The sequence below is a fragment of the Enterocloster sp. genome (genome assembly GCF_057861365.1).
In genome coordinates this window covers 333,263-355,526 of sequence record NZ_DBMACH010000001.1, presented here as the reverse complement: position 1 = coordinate 355,526, position 22,264 = coordinate 333,263, and the positions used below count along the sequence as shown (strand labels likewise).

19 protein-coding genes and 1 tRNA gene are annotated in these 22,264 nt (G+C 47.4%); 8 read left to right on the top strand and 12 right to left on the bottom strand.

The window, feature by feature from the left end; all coding sequences use genetic code 11:
* Window positions 1-11 precede the first annotated feature (11 nt).
* On the bottom strand, window positions 12-3,071 hold the full coding sequence (locus tag ACZM6M_RS01775; protein WP_489489446.1) for a glycoside hydrolase family 2 TIM barrel-domain containing protein: 3,060 nt from the start codon (window positions 3,069-3,071) through the stop codon (window positions 12-14).
* 173 nt (window positions 3,072-3,244) lie between these two features.
* Here ACZM6M_RS01775 and ACZM6M_RS01770 point away from each other — a divergent pair, with 173 nt between their 5' ends.
* Window positions 3,245-4,186 carry an AraC family transcriptional regulator gene (locus tag ACZM6M_RS01770; RefSeq protein ID WP_081422911.1) on the top strand — a complete coding sequence of 314 codons (942 nt, stop codon included), beginning with the start codon at window positions 3,245-3,247 and terminating at the stop codon, window positions 4,184-4,186.
* Window positions 4,187-4,331: 145 nt separating this feature from the next.
* Window positions 4,332-6,098, top strand: a complete 1,767-nt coding sequence (locus ACZM6M_RS01765; protein WP_337933949.1) for an acid phosphatase — start codon at window positions 4,332-4,334, stop codon at window positions 6,096-6,098.
* A gap of 115 nt (window positions 6,099-6,213) precedes the next feature.
* On the opposite strand, the gene ACZM6M_RS01760 is transcribed toward ACZM6M_RS01765, so the two are convergent.
* From ACZM6M_RS01760 to ACZM6M_RS01745, 4 genes are all read right to left on the bottom strand, one after another.
* Window positions 6,214-7,704, bottom strand: coding sequence for a serine hydrolase (locus ACZM6M_RS01760; protein WP_337933951.1), 1,491 nt, complete (start codon window positions 7,702-7,704; stop codon window positions 6,214-6,216).
* Between the two features lie 216 nt (window positions 7,705-7,920).
* A complete protein-coding gene (groL, locus tag ACZM6M_RS01755) occupies window positions 7,921-9,543 on the bottom strand; it encodes a chaperonin GroEL (protein WP_066546631.1) in 1,623 nt (540 codons plus the stop codon).
* 45 nt (window positions 9,544-9,588) lie between these two features.
* Entirely contained in the window at window positions 9,589-9,873 is a 285-nt protein-coding gene (locus ACZM6M_RS01750) for a co-chaperone GroES (RefSeq protein ID WP_066546627.1), read from the bottom strand.
* Window positions 9,874-10,071: 198 nt separating this feature from the next.
* Window positions 10,072-11,661, bottom strand: coding sequence for a glycoside hydrolase family 2 protein (locus ACZM6M_RS01745; RefSeq protein ID WP_337433399.1), 1,590 nt, complete (start codon window positions 11,659-11,661; stop codon window positions 10,072-10,074).
* A 150-nt stretch (window positions 11,662-11,811) separates the two neighbouring features.
* On the opposite strand from ACZM6M_RS01745, the gene ACZM6M_RS01740 reads away from it, so the two are divergent.
* The 3 genes from ACZM6M_RS01740 to ACZM6M_RS01730 all read left to right on the top strand — a co-directional run bounded on the left by ACZM6M_RS01740 (window position 11,812) and on the right by ACZM6M_RS01730 (window position 13,299).
* Entirely contained in the window at window positions 11,812-12,156 is a 345-nt protein-coding gene (locus tag ACZM6M_RS01740) for an AraC family ligand binding domain-containing protein (protein ID WP_418496603.1), read from the top strand.
* A 7-nt stretch (window positions 12,157-12,163) separates the two neighbouring features.
* Window positions 12,164-12,499: a helix-turn-helix domain-containing protein gene (locus ACZM6M_RS01735; RefSeq protein ID WP_417301020.1), complete on the top strand. Its 336-nt coding sequence runs from the start codon at window positions 12,164-12,166 to the stop codon at window positions 12,497-12,499.
* A gap of 140 nt (window positions 12,500-12,639) precedes the next feature.
* Complete coding sequence (locus ACZM6M_RS01730; RefSeq protein ID WP_337433725.1) at window positions 12,640-13,299, top strand: hypothetical protein; 660 nt, start codon at window positions 12,640-12,642, stop codon at window positions 13,297-13,299.
* Between the two features lie 51 nt (window positions 13,300-13,350).
* Here the strand turns inward: ACZM6M_RS01730 and ACZM6M_RS01725 are convergent, their stop codons facing one another.
* The 3 genes from ACZM6M_RS01725 to ACZM6M_RS01715 all read right to left on the bottom strand — a co-directional run bounded on the left by ACZM6M_RS01725 (window position 13,351) and on the right by ACZM6M_RS01715 (window position 17,503).
* Window positions 13,351-14,232, bottom strand: a complete 882-nt coding sequence (locus ACZM6M_RS01725; protein WP_489489442.1) for a hypothetical protein — start codon at window positions 14,230-14,232, stop codon at window positions 13,351-13,353.
* Between the two features lie 45 nt (window positions 14,233-14,277).
* Window positions 14,278-15,678: a MocR-like pyridoxine biosynthesis transcription factor PdxR gene (gene pdxR, locus ACZM6M_RS01720; RefSeq protein ID WP_337433729.1), complete on the bottom strand. Its 1,401-nt coding sequence runs from the start codon at window positions 15,676-15,678 to the stop codon at window positions 14,278-14,280.
* A 130-nt stretch (window positions 15,679-15,808) separates the two neighbouring features.
* Window positions 15,809-17,503: a glutamine--tRNA ligase/YqeY domain fusion protein gene (locus ACZM6M_RS01715; protein WP_337933962.1), complete on the bottom strand. Its 1,695-nt coding sequence runs from the start codon at window positions 17,501-17,503 to the stop codon at window positions 15,809-15,811.
* 212 nt (window positions 17,504-17,715) lie between these two features.
* On the opposite strand from ACZM6M_RS01715, the gene ACZM6M_RS01710 reads away from it, so the two are divergent.
* The 3 genes from ACZM6M_RS01710 to ACZM6M_RS01700 all read left to right on the top strand — a co-directional run bounded on the left by ACZM6M_RS01710 (window position 17,716) and on the right by ACZM6M_RS01700 (window position 18,926).
* Entirely contained in the window at window positions 17,716-18,420 is a 705-nt protein-coding gene (locus tag ACZM6M_RS01710) for an AzlC family ABC transporter permease (RefSeq protein WP_417301019.1), read from the top strand.
* Complete coding sequence (locus ACZM6M_RS01705) at window positions 18,417-18,758, top strand: branched-chain amino acid transporter permease (RefSeq protein ID WP_177271807.1); 342 nt, start codon at window positions 18,417-18,419, stop codon at window positions 18,756-18,758. Before ACZM6M_RS01710 ends, ACZM6M_RS01705 begins: the two co-directional genes overlap by 4 nt.
* Before the next feature lie 95 nt (window positions 18,759-18,853).
* Window positions 18,854-18,926 (top strand) — tRNA-Thr (locus tag ACZM6M_RS01700).
* Between the two features lie 85 nt (window positions 18,927-19,011).
* Here ACZM6M_RS01700 and ACZM6M_RS01695 read toward each other — a convergent pair.
* The 4 genes from ACZM6M_RS01695 to ACZM6M_RS01680 form a co-directional block, all read right to left on the bottom strand.
* Window positions 19,012-19,560 carry a Uma2 family endonuclease gene (locus ACZM6M_RS01695; RefSeq protein ID WP_417301018.1) on the bottom strand — a complete coding sequence of 183 codons (549 nt, stop codon included), beginning with the start codon at window positions 19,558-19,560 and terminating at the stop codon, window positions 19,012-19,014.
* Between the two features lie 120 nt (window positions 19,561-19,680).
* Window positions 19,681-20,625 (bottom strand): L-lactate dehydrogenase, encoded by a 945-nt coding sequence (locus tag ACZM6M_RS01690; RefSeq protein ID WP_296035186.1) that lies wholly within the window; start codon window positions 20,623-20,625, stop codon window positions 19,681-19,683.
* Window positions 20,626-20,703: 78 nt separating this feature from the next.
* Complete coding sequence (locus tag ACZM6M_RS01685; RefSeq protein WP_489489440.1) at window positions 20,704-21,765, bottom strand: type IV pilus twitching motility protein PilT; 1,062 nt, start codon at window positions 21,763-21,765, stop codon at window positions 20,704-20,706.
* A 15-nt stretch (window positions 21,766-21,780) separates the two neighbouring features.
* Entirely contained in the window at window positions 21,781-22,254 is a 474-nt protein-coding gene (locus tag ACZM6M_RS01680; protein ID WP_337433718.1) for a hypothetical protein, read from the bottom strand.
* Between the last annotated feature and the right edge of the window lie 10 nt (window positions 22,255-22,264).

Sequence of the window (22,264 nt, the reverse complement as noted above, 5' to 3'; positions counted from 1 at the left end):
TTCTCTCCTGTTTATTCTTTGCGCTTTCCCGGAGTTATAACCCAGGTTCTGGAAAATTCAGGCTCATTGAACTGATATTTTTCCAGCAGCTGAGGCCCGCAGCTTCCGGATCCGATGCCGCTCTGATTGTGATCCAGGCAGAGAACGGTGCATCCTGCCTCCTTAAGTTCAAAGTCATGTGCTTTTTCGGACAGTTCCTCCTGAGTATACTCGCAGGCCTGGAACATAAAGCCTTCTTTCGATGAAGCCTGAAAGCTCATCTCTTCTCCTGAAAGCTCACACCAGCTGCAGTCCCAGTGGGAACCATACTCCTGAGGCTTCAGATAAGGCCTGTGCATAGCGCGCACATCTCCCTCGAAAATACCGTGCCAGGACGCCTGATGCTTATCCGGATAGCTTTCATCCGGCCCCATTCCGCAGTATCGTACCCGGTCAAGACTCTGATCTAGGAACAGGCGCAGGCCGAATCTTGGCAGAAATGGGAATTCCATATCTTTTTTTACATCCAGCTTCACCTGGATACAGCCATCCCTATGGATCAGCCAGCTGGCTTTTATATTTAAAATACGCTGGATATGAACGGCCGACAGAGACAGCTCTGTCACAAGCTCTGCAGAGCCGTCTTCTCTCAAACGAGCCTCTGTGGTATAGGTACGCACCTTGGTGCGGTCATAGCCAGCTCTCTCCCACTCCAGCCGGATTTTTCGGTCATTATCCGTTGGGGCACGCCAGATATTGTACTCCATGGGACGGATGAGGTATTCCTTTTCTCCCTTTCTGATCCCGGAGAAAGCTCCTGAGAAGGTATCATACACATAGGTAAAATCCGCCCCGGTTACTGTAATCCGACGCTCTGTCTGCTCCAGTGTGAGTGCGCCGAAGCAGGCTGCAGGCCGGCTTTCACATCCCAAAGCTTTCTCCTGCCTTCCAGCCGCAGTCTCCGGCATCCGGATCTCATCAAAGCCAAGCTCCCAGCCTTCCTTAAGTCCTGGAACCGGAGATTTTAACAGATATCTCACTCTCAAAAAGCAGCTTCCATTTTCAGGGAGCTTCCCTGTATAATACACCGTACCGCACGTATGAGGCAGTACGGACGGCAGCTCCTTCTGTATACTTTCCTCTATGATGATCCCATCCTGAACCGCTTCCCATTTCAGATACACATAGTCCTTAAGGTCTGTAAAATCCATATAGTTTTTAAAGACAATCGCTCCCGTTTCCCAATCTGCGCTCTGAATCCTGGCCGGGCGGTATACATTTTTAAATTCCCTTAAGCCCGGATGTGGAATCCGGTTCGGAGACACCAGTCCGTCCACACAGAAATTTCCGTCATGAAGCTCTTCCCCAAAATCTCCGCCATAAAGAAAGCCTGATTCGGTTTTTACTGCATGATCGCACCATTCCCAGATAAAGCCGCCACACATTCCATCATATCGGTGGATCAATTCAAAATAATCCTCCAGGTCTCCCGGTCCGTTTCCCATAGCGTGCGCATATTCGCACATCATAAAGGGACGATTTTCAGAAAACGTACGGCTTTCCTGCTCCTCAAAATACCGTATGATCTCCTCCTGATCCGGGTACATCCGGCTGTACAGATCCATATTGGAAAAATCATATTTCTTTACATCCGGCACATATCTGGCGCCCTCATAGTGGCACAGCCTGGTATCGTCTCTCTCCTTCGTCCAGGCCATGGCTGCTTCAAAGGCACAGCCGTAGGCGCTTTCATTTCCCATGGACCACATCAGTACGCTGGCATGGTTTTTATCCCGTTCCACACAGCGTCTTGTACGGTCCAGAACCGCCTCCGTATATGCAGGATTATCTGCAATCGGACGGTTCCACTTCTTTACATGGGTATCCCAGTCATCCACCTTTTTAAATACCTTATCCGTACCGTGACTCTCGTTGTCCGCCTCATCCATTACATAAAAACCCATCTCGTCAAACAGGTGGTAATACTGGGGACTGTTTGGATAATGGCTGGTACGGACGGCATTTACATTGTGCTCCTTCATCAGCTTAAGATCCCGTTCCATCTGCTGTCTGCTTATGGCATAGCCAGTAACAGGGTCACTGTCATGGCGGTTCACTCCGTGGAACTTTACCGGTGTTTTGTTGATAAACAGAACACCGTTTTCCACAGAAATCTCACGGATGCCAAATCGGTCGGTGATCCATTCCTTTTCGGTCTGGATCTCAACGGTATAAAGCCAGGGCGTTTCTGCGGTCCACAGACGGCAGTTTTCCAGATAAAACCGTATTTGATCCCTATCTGCTGTTTCGTTCCAGCTCTGTTCCCAGACTGCCTTTCCCTCCGGGTCAAGCACACGGATCCGGCCATCAGGACGGCTGTTGCCATAAAAGGACAGCTCCATACAAACCTCTGCCCCATTTTCCCGGATATAAGGACGGATAAAGTAATCGCGGACTGCCTCCTTAGGACGTCTCAGCACATACACATCACGAAAAATGCCGCTCATACGTAATTTATCCTGATCCTCCAGATAACTTCCGTCACACCATTTTAACACCAGTACGGTCAGGCGGTTTTCACCCTCTTTCAGATACCGGGTAATGTGAAATTCACTGGTGGAATGGGATACCTGGGAATATCCCACAAAGATTCCGTTGATCCACACATAAAAGCAGGAATCCACACCCTCAAAGTTCAAAAATGCCTCCGGAGCATCGAGACAGCATTTGTACTCAAAACTTCGTTCATACAGCCCGCAGGGATTTTCCCTCGGCACATAGGGCGGGTCAAAGGGAAATGGATACCGGGTGTTGATATACTGGTTTCCATCCACGCCGTAACTCTGCCATACGGCAGGAACCTGCACCTCTTTTCCCTTTCCTGCTCCCTCCTTCCAGAACTCCTGCGGCAGATCGTATACGCTTTCAAAATACTGAAACTGCCAGGAACCGCTTAAAAGGAGAAACCTGTCTGATTTCTCCCGATCCAGAAAGTAACAGCCTTTGCCAGAAGCTGGAATATAATACGCCCGATCCGGCTCTGTATTTACATGTAAATAATTCATATCCTCAAAATAGCCTGGTATCTGCATTATGGTGTCTCCTATGATTATTATTTTTTAACATTATACTACAGTATACCTGCTTTTTAAAGCAATAACTATTTCAATTTTGTCTTTATGATATTTGGGTATTGCATTTTTTGTTTTTCTGTGTTTTACTGAATGAAATATAACTGTTTACTATGTTCAGGGGGAACACACTTATGAAAACCTACCACAACTCTCCGCTTCTCTACGAAGAAGGCTTTTCCATTATTATCAATGAGGTAGCCACACCCATTGAAAACTCTACCTTTTATTACTTTGACTACGATAAACGAAGTCACGCTATCAACATGGATTTTCCACATTTTCACAGCTTTTATGAACTGATGATCCTCTTAAGCCCAAAGGCATACCATTTCGTAGAGGGAAAACGCTATGATATCATTGCCAATGATCTGGTGCTGCTCCCTCCATCGGTGCTCCATCAGTCCGAATATCTGCCCGGCCCGCCCAGCGATCGTATCATCATTGGATTTATGCTGCCAAAACAGATGAATTACGGTGCTTCCGGCTATAAGGAAATCCTTTCCGTTTTTAACAGCTCTGTACCCATTTTTCGTTTTCACAAAGAGGAACAGAACCGTTTATACCAGAAGCTCAATGAAATCGTAATGATTGCCAAAGATACGCCCAATGTCAATATCCGCAATCTTCTGATACACACCAAATTTACGGAATTTCTCTTTCTCCTGTATGAAATGCAGGGGCTAAACCATTACGTTCCTAACGTGGAAAACGGTGTGAAAGAAAAGATTTATACTATTACCAACTATATCCATACCCACTACACGGAAGATATTTCTCTGGCCGCTCTGGCAGAGACATTTTACATCAGTCCCTACTATCTGTCCCACCAGTTTAAAAATGTCACTGGCTACACGGTGGTACAGTACATCCAGCTGACACGGATTAAAAATGCCCAGTATCTCCTGCTCAATTCACCTATGCGTATTACGCAGGTAGCAGAATCCACTGGTTTTTCCAGTTTTTCACAGTTCAACCGGGTATTCCGAAAGTTCTGCGGTATGTCTCCCTCGGACTACAAGCTGACTTCCCACCACTCCTCCTACCGTCCTACGGCCCCAGATGAACAACAGTAATTTTACCGTAATTTTACCCCGGCATTACCAAAACGCATAAAATGCATATTCCCCTTCTCAAAACACGCAAAATATGAGTAGTCTTTGTCTGTTTTTCTTTGTTATGATGAATTTAAAATTGATTCGCGAGGAGGATTTTTTTTCTATGAAACGTTCAAAATTCATCAAGCAGGCAGGTGCTCTTGGAGCAGCGCTGGCAATGACTGCCACACCAGTTATGGCTGCCACTGATCCAGCTGCCATCGAACCAGTTCCGGGCCCCCATGGCTACTTTGTAGATACCTACAAGACAAATGCCATGGAAAACCAGTCCCCTGAGTCTAATGCAGTCGTAGGGGTTCTCTCCCCCTTCTTAAACATCTGGGAGCCAGGATCCAGCTGGGATAACGGAACCAAGCTTGGCGAGGACGGAAAGCGTCTTCTGGACCAGAATATCTTTACCTGCATTACCATGACCCAGAACCGCACGCTGGAGCAGGAAGTTCAGGCTTATCTCACCGACCGCCAGAACCAGAACTGGTCCGCACTGGACGGACTGGGTTCCTATGAAACCGCGTTTAAAAACCTGGCAAATGCGAAAACCTCTCTGCCGGATGCCATCCCTGCTGATGCAGAAACGAAAAAATACAGTGATAAGGGCAATGAAAATGGAGCCTGGGCCGATGAAACCTCCTCTCTCGGCAGCATGGTAGAGCTTGTAAATACAGTCCGCGGCCCTCATGCCAGCGGCAATCCTGCCAAGGTTTATTTTCAGTACATGCGCCCCTTCCGCTGGAGCAGCGACGTATCCCTCGTACCGGCTTTAAAGCCCTGTGTATCCTCAAATCCCATGGAGGACGGCGGTTTTCCAAGCGGTCATACAAACGCCGGTTATCTGGCTTCCCTTTCTCTGGCGTATGCAATTCCGGAACAGTTTAAAGAGTGTCTCACCAACGCCTCTGAGATCGGGAATTACCGCATCATCGCAGGCATGCACTCCCCTATGGACGTAATGGGCGGACGCACCATGGCAATGGCCCTGGCAGCCGCAGCCTTAAATGATCCGGACAATGCCCAGTTAAAGGCAGACGCACGCAAAGAAGCAGAAGAAATCCTTCTTAAGAATCCTTCTGCCAAGGAAGTAACCTACTATGATGATGAAGAATTAAACGCCATCCGATACAATGAACGCATGACCTACAATATGCCTCAGACCGGTGATCCCACACAGCCTATGCGTGTTCCAAAGGGAGCAGAAGTTCTTCTGGAAACAAGATTCCCTTATCTGAATGCAGACCAGCGCAGATGGGTTCTGTATTCCACAGGCCTCCCCTCCGGCTATGTATTTCTGGATGACGCCGAGGGCTGGGGACGCTTAAACCTCTATGAAGCAGGCGACGGCTACGGCTCCTTTGATACAGACGTAACCGTAACCATGGACAGTTCCAAGGGCGGCTTTGATGCCTTTGACCAGTGGAAAAATGACATCGACGGAGAAGGAAGCCTTACGAAAAACGGCTCCGGCACTCTGGAACTGTGGGGAAATAACAGCTATACCGGCGGCGTCCATGTAAACGGAGGAACGCTCACCGCAGCCTCTCCTTACGCCTTCGGATACAGCTCTGTAGACAATCATGCAGCCATTACAGAAAATGTAAACGGCGCGCTTAATATCTCGGGCGACTTTACACAGGGCGCTGAGGGTGATTTAACCTTAAAGATCAGCGGTCCTGAAGATATGCTCGCAGTAGGCGGAACTGTAAATGCAGGCGGCGACCTGATCCTTGATTTCACCAATTATTCCCAGCCAGCTTCCGGCATGACCGTTCTGACTGCCGATCAGATCAATGGCAGCTTTGCTTCTGTAAAGATCGTTGGACTGGCGGATGGAAAGACCGTAGAAGTAACTGATCAGGCAGTTATCGTAAAATAATAAAACAGCATGCCATCAGGCACACTGCATGAAGAATGCGGCAGACCCACACAAACAGTCTGCCGCATTTTTATAATCGATTGCCAGTTGATCATCCTGTATACAGAAATATCCCCTACCGGATCCAGGCTCCGTCCGCTCCTACCCGGTATCCGTCCGGGGTTGTGGCATTTGTCATCATCACACCGTCTGCTCCCAGATAGTACCAAACTCCATCCTGGCTTTCTTCCCAGTAGTTTTTTGCCATAGCACCGTTGGAACGCAGATAGTACCACTTTCCATCAATCTGGCGCCAGCCTTTTGCCATAAATGTATCTTCATCGATCCAATAGGTTCCTTCTGCATCAGAAACCCATTCCCCACTGGCTTTTGCTCCGTTATCCTTGACAAAATTCCAGCCTTTTTCCGTCTTTGCCCAGCCGTGCTGAGAAGAAACACCAGGTCCGCCCTCTGTACCTGTGACCGGAACACCCGTGCTTCCCGAGTTCTGGGGAGCACCCGTATTTCCCGGTACAACCGTTACTCCTGATGCTCCTGTACTTTCGGGAGCACCGGCTGCTCCCGATGGGCCGGCACCAGCTCCGGGACCGCCGCTTCCCGCTCCTGTCTGGGAAGAACCTGCATTCTGTCCCCCAGTCTGGTTTGTTTCAAGCGCTCCTGCCTTTGCCAGCTCAAATCCATAGTCCAGCATGGCCTTTGTATCCACATAGTGGGTGGAACGGCTCTTCATCACTACCGCGATCATGCGGACTCCATTCCGTTCTGCCGCCGTTACCAGTGTATTTCCTGCCTTGGAGGTATAACCCGTCTTCCCCCCGATTATCCCCTCATAATAACGGGAATCATTGGGATTTAACATCTTATGTCCCATTGTGACCGTAAGCCCGGAAGGATTCTTTTTCGTAGCCAGAAGACTGTATGTCCTGGTGGACGCTACTGTCCTTACCACCTCATTCTGAAAAGCAGCTCTGGCGATCAGCGCCATGTCCTTTGGCGTGGTATAATGCTCCGGATCATTTAATCCATGGGGATTCGTAAAATGGGTGTTGGTACAGCCAAGTTTAACCGCCTTCTCGTTCATCCTGTCTGCAAATGCCTGGACACTGCCTGAAACGTGTTCTGCCAGCGCATTTCCTACTTCGTTAGCAGACTTTAAAAGCAGGGCATACAGACACTGGCGGACCGTCATGGTATCGCCCTCCACCATACCGATGGAAACAGCTCCTGATTCCAGATTTGTAGTAGCTGATGCTGAAAATGTCACCGTATCATCCAGGCTACAGTTTTCTGCCACTAAGAGAGCCGTCATCAGCTTTGTAATACTGGCCGGATAATAGCGGGTGTCTCCATTTTTGGAAAACAGCACCTTTCCCGAAGCCCCGTCCATGAGCACCGCCCCCTCAGAGGACACAACCGGCTGGGCAATATTTAAACGTTCTGTATTTTCCTGTGATGCAGGTGCTCCCGTTCCAGAAGGCTCTGAGGAAGAGCTTTGTCCTGTTCCCGGATTTAAAGGCGTAATCGTTACCGCATAAGCCGGAAAAGACAGCCCCAAGACCGCAGCTGTACATATACCAAGAACCCGCTTCCATCTGTATGGTTTCATATATCAAGTACCTCGTTTTCTATCCAATGTATTTTTCCAGTATATCACAGTTTTCTTTTACAAAAAAGCACAGAAGTATTACATTTTCATTAAGGCTGTACCCGTTTCTTTTCTCAAAAACCCTCATTTACGCAAGAATCCCCCCTGGTTCTGAGAATAAATCCCAGATCCAGAGGGAATCCGTAGTTTTATATTTTACCAGTTTTGACAGGGAAATTAGTACATTCCGCCCATGTCAGGTGCTGCAGGAGCTGCGGGAGCCGGCTCCTTGATCGCTGCTACAACAGACTCTGTTGTAAGCAGAGTAGATGCAACGCTGGTAGCGTTCTGCAGAGCGCTTCTTGTAACCTTTACAGGATCCAGGATACCAGCCTCGATCATATCTACAAATTTCTCATTGTATGCGTCAAAACCGCATCCAACCTCAGACTCTTTTACCTTATTTACAACAACAGCGCCTTCCAGACCTGCGTTGGAAACGATGTGGAACAGAGGAGCCTCCAGAGCCTTTAAGATGATCTTAGCGCCTGTCTTCTCATCACCTTCCAGACCGTCTACTACCTTCTGAACATCTACGGTAGCATGTGCGTATGCAGAACCGCCGCCTGCGATGATGCCTTCCTCAACTGCCGCACGGGTTGCATTTAATGCATCCTCCATACGCAGCTTGGCTTCCTTCATCTCTGTTTCGGTAGCAGCGCCTACACGGATAACAGCTACGCCGCCTGCCAGCTTAGCCAGACGCTCCTGCAGCTTCTCCTTATCGAACTCAGAGGTAGTCTCACCAATCTGCTTGCGGATCTGAGCCACTCTTGCTGCAATCGCTTCCTTATCGCCCTCACCATCAACGATGATGGTGTTTTCCTTCTGTACCTTAACAGATTTTGCACGGCCTAACTGATCTAAGGTAGCATCCTTCAGATCCAGACCAACCTCTTCGGAAATAACGGTACCGCCGGTCAGGATTGCGATATCCTGAAGCATCTCTTTTCTTCTGTCGCCGTAGCCCGGAGCCTTGACAGCAACTACATTGAAGGTACCTCTTAACTTATTTACGATCAGAGTTGTTAATGCCTCTCCCTCAACATCCTCAGCGATGATCAGCAGTCTTGCGCCCATCTTTACGATCTGCTCTAACAGAGGCAGCAGATCCTGGATATTGGAAATCTTCTTATCAGTGATCAGAACGTATGGATCATCCAGATTTGCTTCCATCTTATCCATATCGGTGCACATATATGCGGACAGGTAGCCTCTGTCAAACTGCATACCTTCTACCAGATCCAGCTCTGTCTTCATGGTCTTGGATTCCTCGATGGTGATAACACCGTCCTTGGAAACCTTCTCCATGGCGTCAGCTACCATTGTACCTACCTCATCATCCGATGCAGAGATAGCTGCTACTCTTGCGATCTGAGCCTTGCCGCCTACAGGCTTGCTCATAGCCTTGATCGCCTCAACAGCTGCGTCTGTGGCCTTCTTCATACCCTTTCTTAAGATGATCGGGTTAGCGCCTGCTGCCAGGTTCTTCATGCCTTCATTTACCATAGCCTGTGCCAGAACGGTTGCTGTGGTAGTACCGTCGCCTGCTACGTCATTTGTCTTGGAAGCAACTTCCTTGATCAGCTGTGCGCCCATGTTCTCAAATGGATCTGCAAGCTCGATTTCCTTTGCAATAGTAACACCGTCATTTGTGATCAGCGGTGCGCCAAAGGACTTGTCAAGAACTACGTTGCGTCCCTTAGGGCCTAAGGTTACGCGAACGGTATCTGCTAACTGATTTACGCCTGCTTCCAGTGCCTTGCGGGCATCTACGCCATATTTAATCTGCTTTGCCATGTCAATCAACCTCCAAATTTATAAATAAGTCCGTATTTTTAATGATTACTCTACTACTGCCAGAATGTCGCTCTGCTTAACGATCACATACTTCTCGTCATCCAGCTCTACCTCTGTTCCTGAATACTTGGAATAGATTACAGTGTCGCCGGCCTTTACCTGCATAACCACTTCCTTGCCGTCAACCACGCCGCCTGGTCCAACTGCGATTACCTCTGCCTGCTGTGGCTTTTCCTTTGCTGCTCCCGGAAGAACGATGCCGGACTTGGTAGTCTCCTCTGCAACTAACTGCTTTAATACGACCTTGTCAAATAATGGTACTAACTTCATATCTGGATTCCTCCTTGTGATCATTCATTATTTTCTCTCAGCTTTTGCTGTTTCCTGCTTCTTTTGTTCACAATGTAAGTTATACCACTGCTTATTAGCACTGTCAAGAGTTGAGTGCTAATATTTTCTAAAATATTTGTGAAGTATCATTAGATCATACAGCTCCGCTTACTCAAATATGACTAAAACAACGCCATTTTACTCAATTTCGCAGAACACCTCATAGGAAGGCTTTTCATTTCCATACAGATCCGTCGACCCATGGATCCGCTGCTTCATTTTCCCCTCCCCATATTCCCCATAGTGAGTTCGATAGTCATTTAAGGAAAACCATACATAGCCTGCCATATTTTCGAGGCTTTTATATACCGGGATCCGCTCTCTTAAGATCTGCGCCCTTCTCTCATCGCCCCCTTCAAAAGCGGGCTCACACAATCCAAATTCCGTAACCATGGACGGCATACCGCCAAACTTCTCATACGTCCTTCGGATCACCCCTTCTACATCCTCACAGGGCTGCCAGAGACCCAGATACTCATTCCACATGGCAATATCGCCATACATGGCCGCATCATCCAAATCAACATTTGCATCTCTGGAAACCGTATTGGAAACATAATTCACCAGCCTGCTGCCATCCAGTTCTTTAAAATACCGGTACATCTCCTTTGCATACGCAATGGTTTCCGGAAGTTCTCCCCCAAGCTCATTTCCAACGCCCCAGCAGATAATGGACGGATGGCTGCCGTGATAATGCACCATTTCCCCGGCCTGCTGCTTTGCCAGCGCAAGCTGCTCTGATCCGGCTTTCTTTGGCTGTCCCCAGAAAGGAATCTCCTCCTGAACCATAAGTCCGTTTTCATCGCACCAGTCCAGGATCCTTCTGTCCTGCTGCCAGTGGAAACGGGTAAATACGCAGCCAGCCTGTTTTAACTGAGACAGGCATTTTCTGCTGTGCTCAAAGGGCTCTGCCATGCCATAATCCGGATGAGAACCCGGCATCCACTCACAGCCCTTCATAAAAATTCGCTTTCCGTTCAGATATACGCCCGCTCCCTTTACTTCTATGGTGCGCAGGCCGATCCGTTCAGAAGCCATATCCTGTTTTGTGCGCACCTGCACCACATAAAGCCGGGGATGCTCCGGCGCCCATAGCTTAAGGCCCTCAAAGGGGATACGGACCAGCGTGTCTGTATGGATCGTTTCAGACAGCACTATGTGTCCGGTTTTGTACTCCGACACCTGAACCAGGGCCTCTTTCGCTGTTCCTTTTATATAAAACTCCAGATAACCGCTGCAGGTCTGTCCGCTTATGGATTCAATGGCATACCCTGTTTTCATTTCCATAATATCGTCCTTTTCCATCCGGATCAGACATACATCCCGGAGCAGCCCTCCGTCATCCGCCCAGTCATAATCCAGTCCATGAGGGAGCATATCCTCTTTTTTACTGTTGTCTGCGACTACACAGATCTGGTTTTTCCCCCGTACTGCCAAATCAGTTATATCCAACTCAAAGGGCGTATATCCAGAGCCTGTATGGCCTCCTGCCGGTATTCCGTTTACAAATACCCTGGCCGTATGAAATACACAACCAAAATACAGCACTGCCCTGTCCCATGGCATTTCATCCAGTTCAATTTCTGTTGTATATTCTGCCGGTCCTCTGTAAAGCTGTACCGGCCGCTCATTTTCCACATTCCATGTATAAGGAAGCGTCACTCTTTTTTCAAATCCAAGCTCCGGGATTTTAAAATCCCAATCCTTTAATTCTGTAATACACTTCATCTCTGCCACCTCTGTTATATAGACTTAAAGATTCACAGGCTGATTGATTGACCCCTGTTCTGTTTTAGTATACAATGAAGCAGCGGAAATTTCTTTTGAAATATCGCCGAATAATTTCAAAATCCTGCTGTATGGCAGAGTAGGAGGAATATGCAAAAAGGTATCTTACAGTCATCCGAGCTTTTTTTCTATTCCGGCGCTTTTAATCCCAGGCTCTTTTTTTACCCTTTAAGCGCAGGCCATTTTTACTGTACCAGTGGATACCGGGTAGACCGCAGCTCCTTTGACAGTATTTTAATCGCTTACATCGTCCGCGGTACCTTTTCTTTTTTATATCAGGGACGTGAGCTCATGATCAAAAGAGGCTGCATTATTTCCCCAGCTTCTGTAATTCCTGCCCATATCTGTGAGCTTTTTGAGCTTATAAAAGCCAGAGAAGCCATAAGCATCAGCCGCTTATCCTCCAGGATATACACTGATCACAGGCCTGTTTGAAGAAACCATGGATTCTGAGGGAGAAAACAGTTTGTCCTTTGCAGCGGTCCGCTATATGAAGGCACATTATTCCGAAAAAATAACGGTTGAACATATGGCAAAGGCAGTCAGCCTGAGTCCTTCCCAATTTTCCAGACAGTTTAAACGCCAGACCGGTGTTCCGCCCTATGAATACCTGCTGTCTCTTCGTCTTTCCAAAGCAAAAGAGCTTTTAAAAACCACCGAACTTCCCGTTCACGAAATCGCCTGCCAATGCGGCTTTGGAGGAGAATCCAGTTTTATCAGCTTTTTTAAAAAACAGGAGGGCATCCCGCCTTTAAAATTCAGAACCGTTTTATTCTGATAAAAATTTTCTTTCTCTGGATGATTTTCCTGTAATTTAATATTTTTTTTATGATTTCATGTTTATTTTTTTTCCCATTCGTATTACAATAATAGCAAACAGTCATAATCAGACAACTTATCAAAGAAAGGGGAATTTATATGGCAAAAAAAGGTTGGGGAAAACTGGTCGCTTTAGCCGCCGTATCCGGAGCTGTGGCAGCCGGTGTTTCCTATGTACTCCAGTATAAGACCTATCACAAAGAGCTGGAAAAGGATTTCAGGGAATTTGAAGAAGATGAGGATAGTGAATTAAAAAAAGATGGATCTGAAGACAGTACCTTTGAATCAGCGAAAGTAAACCGCAATTATATTTCTCTTACCTCCAGCAAAGACGAATTTAAAGTAGCTGCCAAGGATATGGCTCAGGCTACAAAAAATGTGCTCCGAGACGCAGGAAGCCTGTTCTCTGATACGGCCCATGAGGCTGTATCTGCCGCTGTGGACACCGCACATATAGCACTGAATTCCATGAAGTCAAAAAAAGAGGAATGGAAGGAGGAGCATGAAAAGGAGGATGAGCCCGAAGAGGTACACATGGAGGAGGACGGCTTCCTGGATGACGATTATGTAGACGATGATGATCTCTATGACTATGAACGTCTGGATGCCGAACCAGTCTATACGGAAAAACAGCCTTCTGAGACCGAAGATGGGGGTTCTTCCGAAGAAGATGATGAAACAGAGGATGTAGTTTCAGTAGAACTTGCAGAAGATGAAGAGGGAACCATTCTCACTGAGGATGATGAGTCGCTGGTTTAGGTTTATATACGGGACAAAGCTATTTTCAGGCTTTGTCCCTTTATTTTCCCCTTATACTTCCCACCCCAGCAGGTTCATCCACATCACTTGACCAGCCTGTTCCTCGCTGATCAGATAGCCATGGCTCTGGGCATCGGCAGACATAAGCTGATACTCTTTCTCCTCCTCCATCCAGATCCAGCGGGTATTGATCACTGTCGCCCCTTCTGATGCCGCCATATACCAGTGGGATACCGTTCCGTCTGCACCGGTAGTTTCATAGGAAATTTCCCCTTCTAATAAATCATTTTTAAAATTCCCCTGCTTTACTGTTTTAGCCATCTCTCCCTGAGGCACATTTTCATAATAACAGTATCCTGTGCTTCCATAGCCCGTCATCCTGCCGTCTCTCCAGATTCCATAGGAATAATTGTAACGGGGGCTGTCTACATTGATAAACTGAAGAGCCAGACATTCCCCCCTGGGCTTTCCATCTTTAAAATAACCATAAAATACCGTTCCCGGCATGGTAAATACCATTCCTTCTCCCTCGATCTGAGCAGTAAAGCCAGATGGTGTGTACAGATACCGTGTTCCTCCCATTGTCTCATAAAACAGGTCTGCCAGAACGTCCTGCTCTCTGTCCATGAGCCGGGCCGCCTGTTCCAGATCCAGGCTTTCAAGGGAAGAAAAAACCGCCTCTGCCGCGTCAAGCTGCTCTGCCGTAAGGCTTAGTTCTCCAAAAACAGTCTCCGAACCGGTCGGATTTTCTTCATTCTCTTTCACTGCGCCCTGCTTATTTACCGGCTCCACCTCTCTGACCGATTCGCTTTGCATCCGGGCATTTTGGCGATTCTCTGTCATTCCCATCAGTCCACTTACCGGCAGCACCACTGCATACAGCACTGCAACAGCAGCCCATAACCTGTATCGTTCCTTTCTCTTTCTCTTCATCTTGCGCTCCTTTCTCTGCTTTCCTCAGGCTCTCTGTCCATGTACTCATTTCCAGGCTCTTGCCAGACGCATACAGCCCTCCTGTATTTCCTTTTCCTTTAAATTGGCATATCCCAAAATCACTGTAGACGGCACCAGATCCTTATTTTCCCCTATCACGGCTTCCGACATGCCATAAACCCGTACGCCCTCACCGGCAGCCCGTTCGATCAGCTCTTTTTCCGGCATCTGCCCTTTATGTGTGAGAAGCACATGGATCCCCGCATATTCTCCCCTGATCCAAAACATATCTTCCAGTTCTTTAAGACCGCTTAACAGAGCGTCATGCTTCCCCTTATACACGGCCCGCATCCGGTTTAAATGGCGCTCATAATACCCGCCTGTAATAAAATGATACAGCACCTTCTGATCGATCCGTGAAACCGTACAGGCATAAAATCCGGCCTGGCTCCGATACCTTGAAAGGAGCTCTCCAGGAAGCACCATAAATCCCACGCGGATCGCCGGGGCAATGGAACGTGAAAATGTCCCCATATAAATGACCCTCCCCCCCTGGTCCATGCCCTGAAGTGCGGGGATCGGACGTCCTTTATAGCGGAATTCACTGTCATAATCATCTTCGATCACATACCTGTTTTCTCCTCTGTAAGCCCAGCTTAAAAGCTCCTGTCTGCGCTTTACAGGCATGACGATCCCTGTGGGATACTGATGGGACGGCATTACATAAGCAGCCTGAGTTTTGCTCTGTTCCAGATCCAAAACATCCATGCCATACCGGTCCATTTTTACGGGAACAACTAGATGTCCCAGGCTCTTTAGTACCCGGTAAGCCTGACGATAGGTTGGATTTTCCAGGGCAATTCCCGTCTCTCTCCCCAAAAGCTGCGACAGCAGCATGAGAAGATACTCGCTTCCTGCTCCAACCAGGATCTGCTCCGGACGGCAGCTTACCCCTCTGGCCGAGTGAAGATAATCGCGGATCGCTGCTCTGAGCTCATATTCTCCCTGCGGATCCCCCACGGCAAACATTTCCTTATTATCGTCCACCAGCGTATTGCGGCTTAACCTGCGCCAGGTATTAAAGGGAAAGCTGTCCAGATCAATACCTCTGGTGGAAAAATCCACAGCATACGGCATTTCTTTTTCAGATCTGTTTTCCGCAAATTCCTCATCTGCATTTTTTTCCACCCGAACCAGTTCTTCGATCCTGCATACAAAGTATCCTTTACAGGGCAGCGCTTCGATATACCCCTCAGAAAGAAGCTGTTCATAAGCCATTTGAGTGGTACTGCGGCTGACCTTCAGATTTTCTGCCAGAATCCGTGTAGAAGGAAGCCTGCTTCCTGCAGAAATCCGCCCGCTCTGTATCTCTTCCTTCATATATTGGTAAATCTGTTCATACAGAGGAAGTCTGCTCTGATTATCAATAGGCACCATCAGTTCCATCATTTTCTCCTTTCATCAGGGACGTACAGAAAAAGGCCCCCTGTTTCCAGAGAGCCTCCTCCTGCTTTTTCCGGCAAAGCCGATTTTATTCTTTTTATAAAATCTTATCGTTTCTCACACAGCTGCTGCATTATTTGGGAAGCTTAAAGGAGCTCTTTAATGAAACAATCCGGTTAAATACAGGCTTTTCCTTTGTGCTGTCCTTGCAGTCCACGCAGAAGTAACCATTGCGCACGAACTGGAAGCTGTCATAGCTTTCTGCCTCTCCCAGTGCAGGCTCTACATAGCAGTCCGGCAGTACGGTCAGTGAATTGGGATTTAAGTTCAGGCTTCCGTCTTCATTTAACTTGCCCTTTTCCTCATCCACAATATTTTCATACAGACGGCACTCTACCTTCTTTGCAGTAGGAACGGCTACCCAGTGGATGGTTCCCTTTACCTTTCTTCCCTCAAAACCGGAACCGCTCTTTGTCTCAGGATCATAGGTTCCATGTACCACTGTCACATTTCCATCTGCATCCTTCTCACAGCCGGTGCACTTTACAAAATAAGCGCCCATCAGGCGGACTTCATTTCCGGGGAACATGCGGAAATATTTCTTCGGAGGCTCTTCCATAAAGTCCTCTCTCTCAATATAAAGCTCACGGCCAAAGGGAACCTTACGGCTGCCAAGCTCAGGATTTTCCAGATTGTTCGGCACATCCAGCTCTTCCATCTGACCCTCAGGATAATTGTCGATCACCAGCTTTACAGGGTCAAGCACAGCCATCATACGGGCTTTTTTAAGCTTTAAGTCCTCACGGATGCAGTATTCCAGCATCGCATAATCTACCGAGCTGTTTGCCTTGGAAACGCCTACCAGCTCCACAAAACGGCGGATAGACTCCGGTGTGTATCCTCTTCTTCTTAACGCTGCAATGGATACCAGACGGGGATCATCCCAGCCGTCCACAATATGATCCTCAACCAGCTTCTTGATATAACGCTTACCTGTAACTACATTTGTAAGGTACAGCTTGGCAAACTCGATCTGGCGGGGCGGATTCTCAAACTCGCATTCCTTTACGACCCAGTCGTAAAGAGGTCTGTGATCCTCAAATTCCAGTGTACAGATGGAATGGGTAATATGCTCAATGGCGTCCTCAATGGGATGGGCAAAGTCATACATGGGATAAATGCACCACTTATTTCCCGTATTGTGATGCTCCATATGAGCCACACGGTAAATAACCGGGTCTCTCATGTTGATATTGGCTGAAGCCATGTCGATCTTGGCACGGAGCACCTTTTCACCGTCCTTGTACTTTCCTTCCTTCATCTCCTCAAAAAGGCGCAGGTTTTCTTCAACGGAACGGTTTCTGTAGGGGCTTTCCTTACCGGGATTGTTAAAGTCGCCGCGGTACTCTCTGATCTCCTCTGCGGAAAGATCGCATACAAAGGCCTTTCCCTTCTTAATCAAGAAGACAGCGCATTCATACATCTTTTCAAAATAATCGGATGCAAAAAACAGACGGTTCTCAAAATCAGCACCCAGCCACTTCACATCCGCCTTGATGGATTCTACAAACTCTACCTTTTCCTTTGTAGGATTGGTATCGTCAAAACGGAGATTAAAGGTGCCGCCGTACTTCTGAGCCAGTCCGTAATTTAAAAGAATGGACTTAGCGTGTCCGATATGAAGATAGCCGTTTGGCTCCGGCGGAAAACGGGTATGGACATTATCATAAACGCCCTCTGCCAGATCTTTGTCAATCTCCTGTTCTATAAAATTCTTGGAAACAGTTTCTTTCTCCTCTGTCTCCAATACCATGTCTTTTTCTGCCATGATTGCTCCTCCGTACATTTCTCTTCCATCATGGAACCCAAATGATTCCCGTGTATTGAATAATCATATCACATTTTTTTCAGGGAGAAAAGAGGGAAACGTTAAGAAATAAGAATCCCTGACACTTAAGACTGGAAATTTTTTCTTTCGTCTGCTATACTAAATCAACGTGCAAAAGTGATTGAACTATTTCAATCCGGAAAGGAGCATCTATGAAAAAAGCAGCTGGATTTGCCCTGATAAAAACAATCCCTGTTTTTCTGGGATATATTTTTCTTGGAATTGCCTTTGGCCTCCTTCTCCAAAAGGCCGGTCTTGGAGCCGGCTGGGCCTTTCTCATCAGTCTCTTTGTCTATGCCGGTTCCATGCAGTTTGCCCTTATAGGGATTCTCACAGAAAGGCTGAGTTTTGCCGCAACAGCCATCATAACGCTTTTGATCAACAGCCGACACGCATTTTATGGCCTGACCTTTATTGAACGTTTTCGTAAAATGAAAGCAGCCGGCCCCTATATGATCTTTTCCCTTACAGACGAAACGTATTCCATCCTATGCTCCGCCAAAAAGCCGGATAATTTTACAGACCGTGAATGGAAGCTTTCGTCCCTTTTTATCTCCCTTTTTAATCACTGTTACTGGGTGGCCGGTTCGCTGGCAGGAGCCCTCATCGGACAATTTCTTCCATTTGACACCACAGGCATTGATTTTGCCATGACTGCTCTCTTTATTGTAATCTGTGTCAACCAGTGGCGGGAAACACGCTGTCATCTGCCGGCTAAAACAGGTTTTTTCTGCGGTATGCTCTGTCTGGCTCTTTTCGGCCCCTCCGGCTTTATCCTGCCGCCCCTTATTGCCGTATCAGCCCTGCTTCTTATATTCAGGCATACCATACAAAGAAATATGGAGGATTTCTCATGATACATTCTTCGCAAAATACTTCCTATATAATCATCACCCTTTTGATCTGTGTTCTGTGCACCCAGGCAACCCGCTGGTTTCCTTTTCTTCTTTTTGGAGGGAAACGGCAGCTTCCGGAACTGATCCGCTATCTGGGAACCGTGCTTCCTCCGGCCATCATGGCGGTCCTGATCGTCTACTGCTTAAAAGGCGTCACTCCCCTAACCTGGCCCCATGGGCTTCCTGAGCTGATCGCATCCGCTGTGACAGCAGGTGCACACCTTTGGAAAAAGAATACTTTAATCAGCATTTTTACAGGAACTTTATGCTATATGATCCTGATACAAAAAATTTTTTAATTTTTTTAAAAAAAGTATTGCAAAATACAAAAACATATGATATTATATCGAAGTCGCGTGAGACAAGAGTTCTTACGGGACAGAAAAAGAAAGTTGCTACTGTGGCTCAGTCGGTAGAGCGTCGCATTGGTAGTGCGGAGGTCACGGGTCCGATTCCCGTCAGTAGCTGTGAAAAACCCTTGTGTTTGCAAGGGTTTTTTCTTTTATCAAAAATTCCCGGTACAAAACCGGGCAAAATTCCCATCGGCAGCCGTCACAGTAATTGACTGATGTTGATAGACAGATCGGCGTAGATTCCCACCTTGATATTACTTTCAAAAGGAAAAATAATGGGAGCAAACTCTGACGGATCCTGTTCATTCAGATATACTGTCGTACATTTTTTTAACGGATCAACAATCCAGTATTCCCGGACTCCAGACTCCAGATACAGGGAAACCTTATGGGCGTAATCCATCCGACGGCTTCCGGGTGATACTACTTCTACGATAAAGTCAGGAGCTCCAGAACATCCGCGGTCTGTCAGCTTGTCGGGATCACAGATGACGGAAATATCCGGTTCCACCCAGTTTTTATCATCAGCGTCCAGATTAACTGCAAATGGAGCGGGATAGACCTTACAGCCGCCCTTTTTTGATTCAATATGTTTTTTTAAAAGATAGAGAATACCGGAAACAATCTCCTGATGAATCCTGCTTGGCGGAGCTATATCATAGAGCTGTCCGTCAATCAGTTCAGACCGACATCCTTCAGGCAGCGCCCAGTAATCCTTTGAGGTATACCGTTCTTTCAATAATGGCATAAAACCATCCTTTCTTTATGGGAAGACAATGATGTTGATACCTCTATACAATAACATAAACATTGCATATTGTACAGGTATGCCCTTCCCAAACGCTGCATATGCCGCGGCCTGCTTTGCTCACACAATCCCCTCAAAACTTTCCCTCAGGGTTTTACAGGATTTCCCAAACTTTTCCATCTCCTGTTCCGACAATGAAAGCTCCAAAACACGCTGGACTCCATTTTGATTGATAATGCAGGGAACGCCTGTATAGATGTCTCTCTGACCGTAATCTCCCCGAAGCATAGCAGATACGGTAAGGACACTGTGCTCATCTCCCAAAATAGCCTTGGTAATTCTGGTAAGAGCCATTCCAATGCCGTAATAGGTGGCCTGTTTTGCCTCGATAATCCGATACGCTGCCGTCCGCACCTCTTCTTCAATATGATCCAGACAGCTTCTCAACTCATTTTTCCCATTTTTTCCCAACTCTAAAATAGGCTTGGTTGCAAGAAAGGCCTGACTCCAGGGAACAAATTCGCTGTCTCCATGCTCTCCCATTACATACGCATGGACATTTCTGGGATCAACCCTCAAATATCCTCCCACCAGATACCTAAGACGTGCCGTATCAAGAGCCGTTCCGCTTCCCAGAACCCTTCCGGGATTAAATCCCGACAGTACACAGGTAATCCTTGTCATAATATCCACCGGATTGGTAGCCACCAGAAAGATACCGTTAAAGCCAGAGGAAATCACGGGTTCTATAATCGAACGGAAGACCTCTGTATTTCGCCTTAAAAGATCCAGACGGCTTTCTCCCGGCTTCTGGGCCACTCCCGCCGCTATGACAACAATATCTGCATCACGGCAGTCCTCATAATTTCCTGCTGATATTTTCATATTGGAAGCTGCAAACGCAAGCCCGTGGTTTAAATCCATGGCTTCTCCCTCCGCCCTTGTCTTGTTGATATCGATCAGCGTTAATTCATCGCAGACAGACTGGTTTAAAAGACTGTAAGCATAACTCATACCCACCATTCCCGTTCCGACAACTGCCACTTTTCTTTTATCCGACCTCATGCAAAGCTCCTTTCCAGATTTAAAAAAGAAGATACCTCATTCAATAAATGGTATCTCCTTTTCATAATGATTTTATGCTTATCTGGACAGCTTTCGTTCCATTAGTTCTCCGTTGCTGCTGTAGGTCACAGCCGTTTCCCTGCTTATAACTCCCTGGCGGAACAGGCGGATCAGGCTGTTGTCCATGGAAATCATTCCCTCCTCCTGAGAAGTGGCGATAATGCCGTCAATCTGATGGATTTTGGATTCGCGGATCATATTGCGGATCGCATTATTTAAAAACATGATCTCAAAAACAGGCTGTACGCCTCCATCTACAGTAGGTACTAGCTGCTGGGAAATGACCGCATTTAAAACCATGGAAAGCTGGGTGCGGATCTGCTGCTGCTGAGCCGGAGGAAAAGCGTCAATGACACGGTCAATGGTATTGGCCGCGCCGATGGTATGAAGGGTAGACAAGATCAGATGGCCTGTCTCTGCAGCCGTCATTGCGATGCTGATAGTCTCATAGTCACGCATTTCTCCCAGCAGGATCACATCCGGAGCCTGACGCAGAGAAGCTCTCAGGCCGGTTACATAGCTGCTTGTATCCGTAGCGATCTCACGCTGCGTTACTACGCTCTTTTTGTGGCGGTGAAGATACTCAATGGAATCTTCCAGGGTAATCACATGTGCTTCTCTTGACTCGTTAATGGCGTCAATGATACAGGCCAGCGTGGTGCTTTTGCCGCTTCCCGCCGGCCCTGTAACCAGCACCATTCCCTTCGTCATCCTTGAAACATCCATAATCTCCTTTGGAAGATGCAGCGCATCCGCATCCGGAAGCTCAAATCGCACAACACGGATAACGCCGGCCAGAGAACCTCTCTGACGGAAAATATTGGCGCGGAAACGCGATACCCCCGGTACTGCAAAGGAAAAATCATCATCTCCCTCATTTAATACACGTTCTTCGCTCCGGCCGCCGGCCAGCTCATAGATCTGACGGATCATATCGTCCATTTCATCCGGCATGATCTTCTCTGTTCCCTCGCAGATGATCCTGCCGCCAATCTTATAGGAAAAAGGACGGCCCGGTATCAAAAAGATATCAGCTGCCTCCTGCTCCACTGCCGCTGTAAGAAGCTCCATTACCTTCATATCGTTTCCTCCTTATTATGTACCCGAACGATCTTTGCCGTCCCAGACCTTCACTGTATCATCAATTTCATATTCACCGCTGTCATATACATACCAGGACCGGATCTCATACCGTTTGTCCCCCTCTTTTAACTCCAGATCAATGTGCAGGGACTCTCCCCGCTCCATGGGAATTTCTGTAAAAATAAGGCCGGTCTGCTCATCATAACCATTTCCCGGCTTGGCCGCCAGAGCCTCCAACTTTTCCTCTAAAGACCGCCCTGCCATCTGCTGCAGCATCCGGTCTGATCCAGCCAGCCACTGCTGTCCTTTGGAATCTGCTTCATAAAATTCCTTTGCAGCCTGAGCGCCCCTCTCTGCCAGCTCCAGATCGCCTCTGGCACTGCTTAAAGAAAGAAGGCCGAAGGTAGACAGACAAAGCACGATAAAGATCAGGATCAGCGATGACAGCCCTATATTCACTTTATTTCTGGATGTTTGTTCCGCCATGGCTTATTTC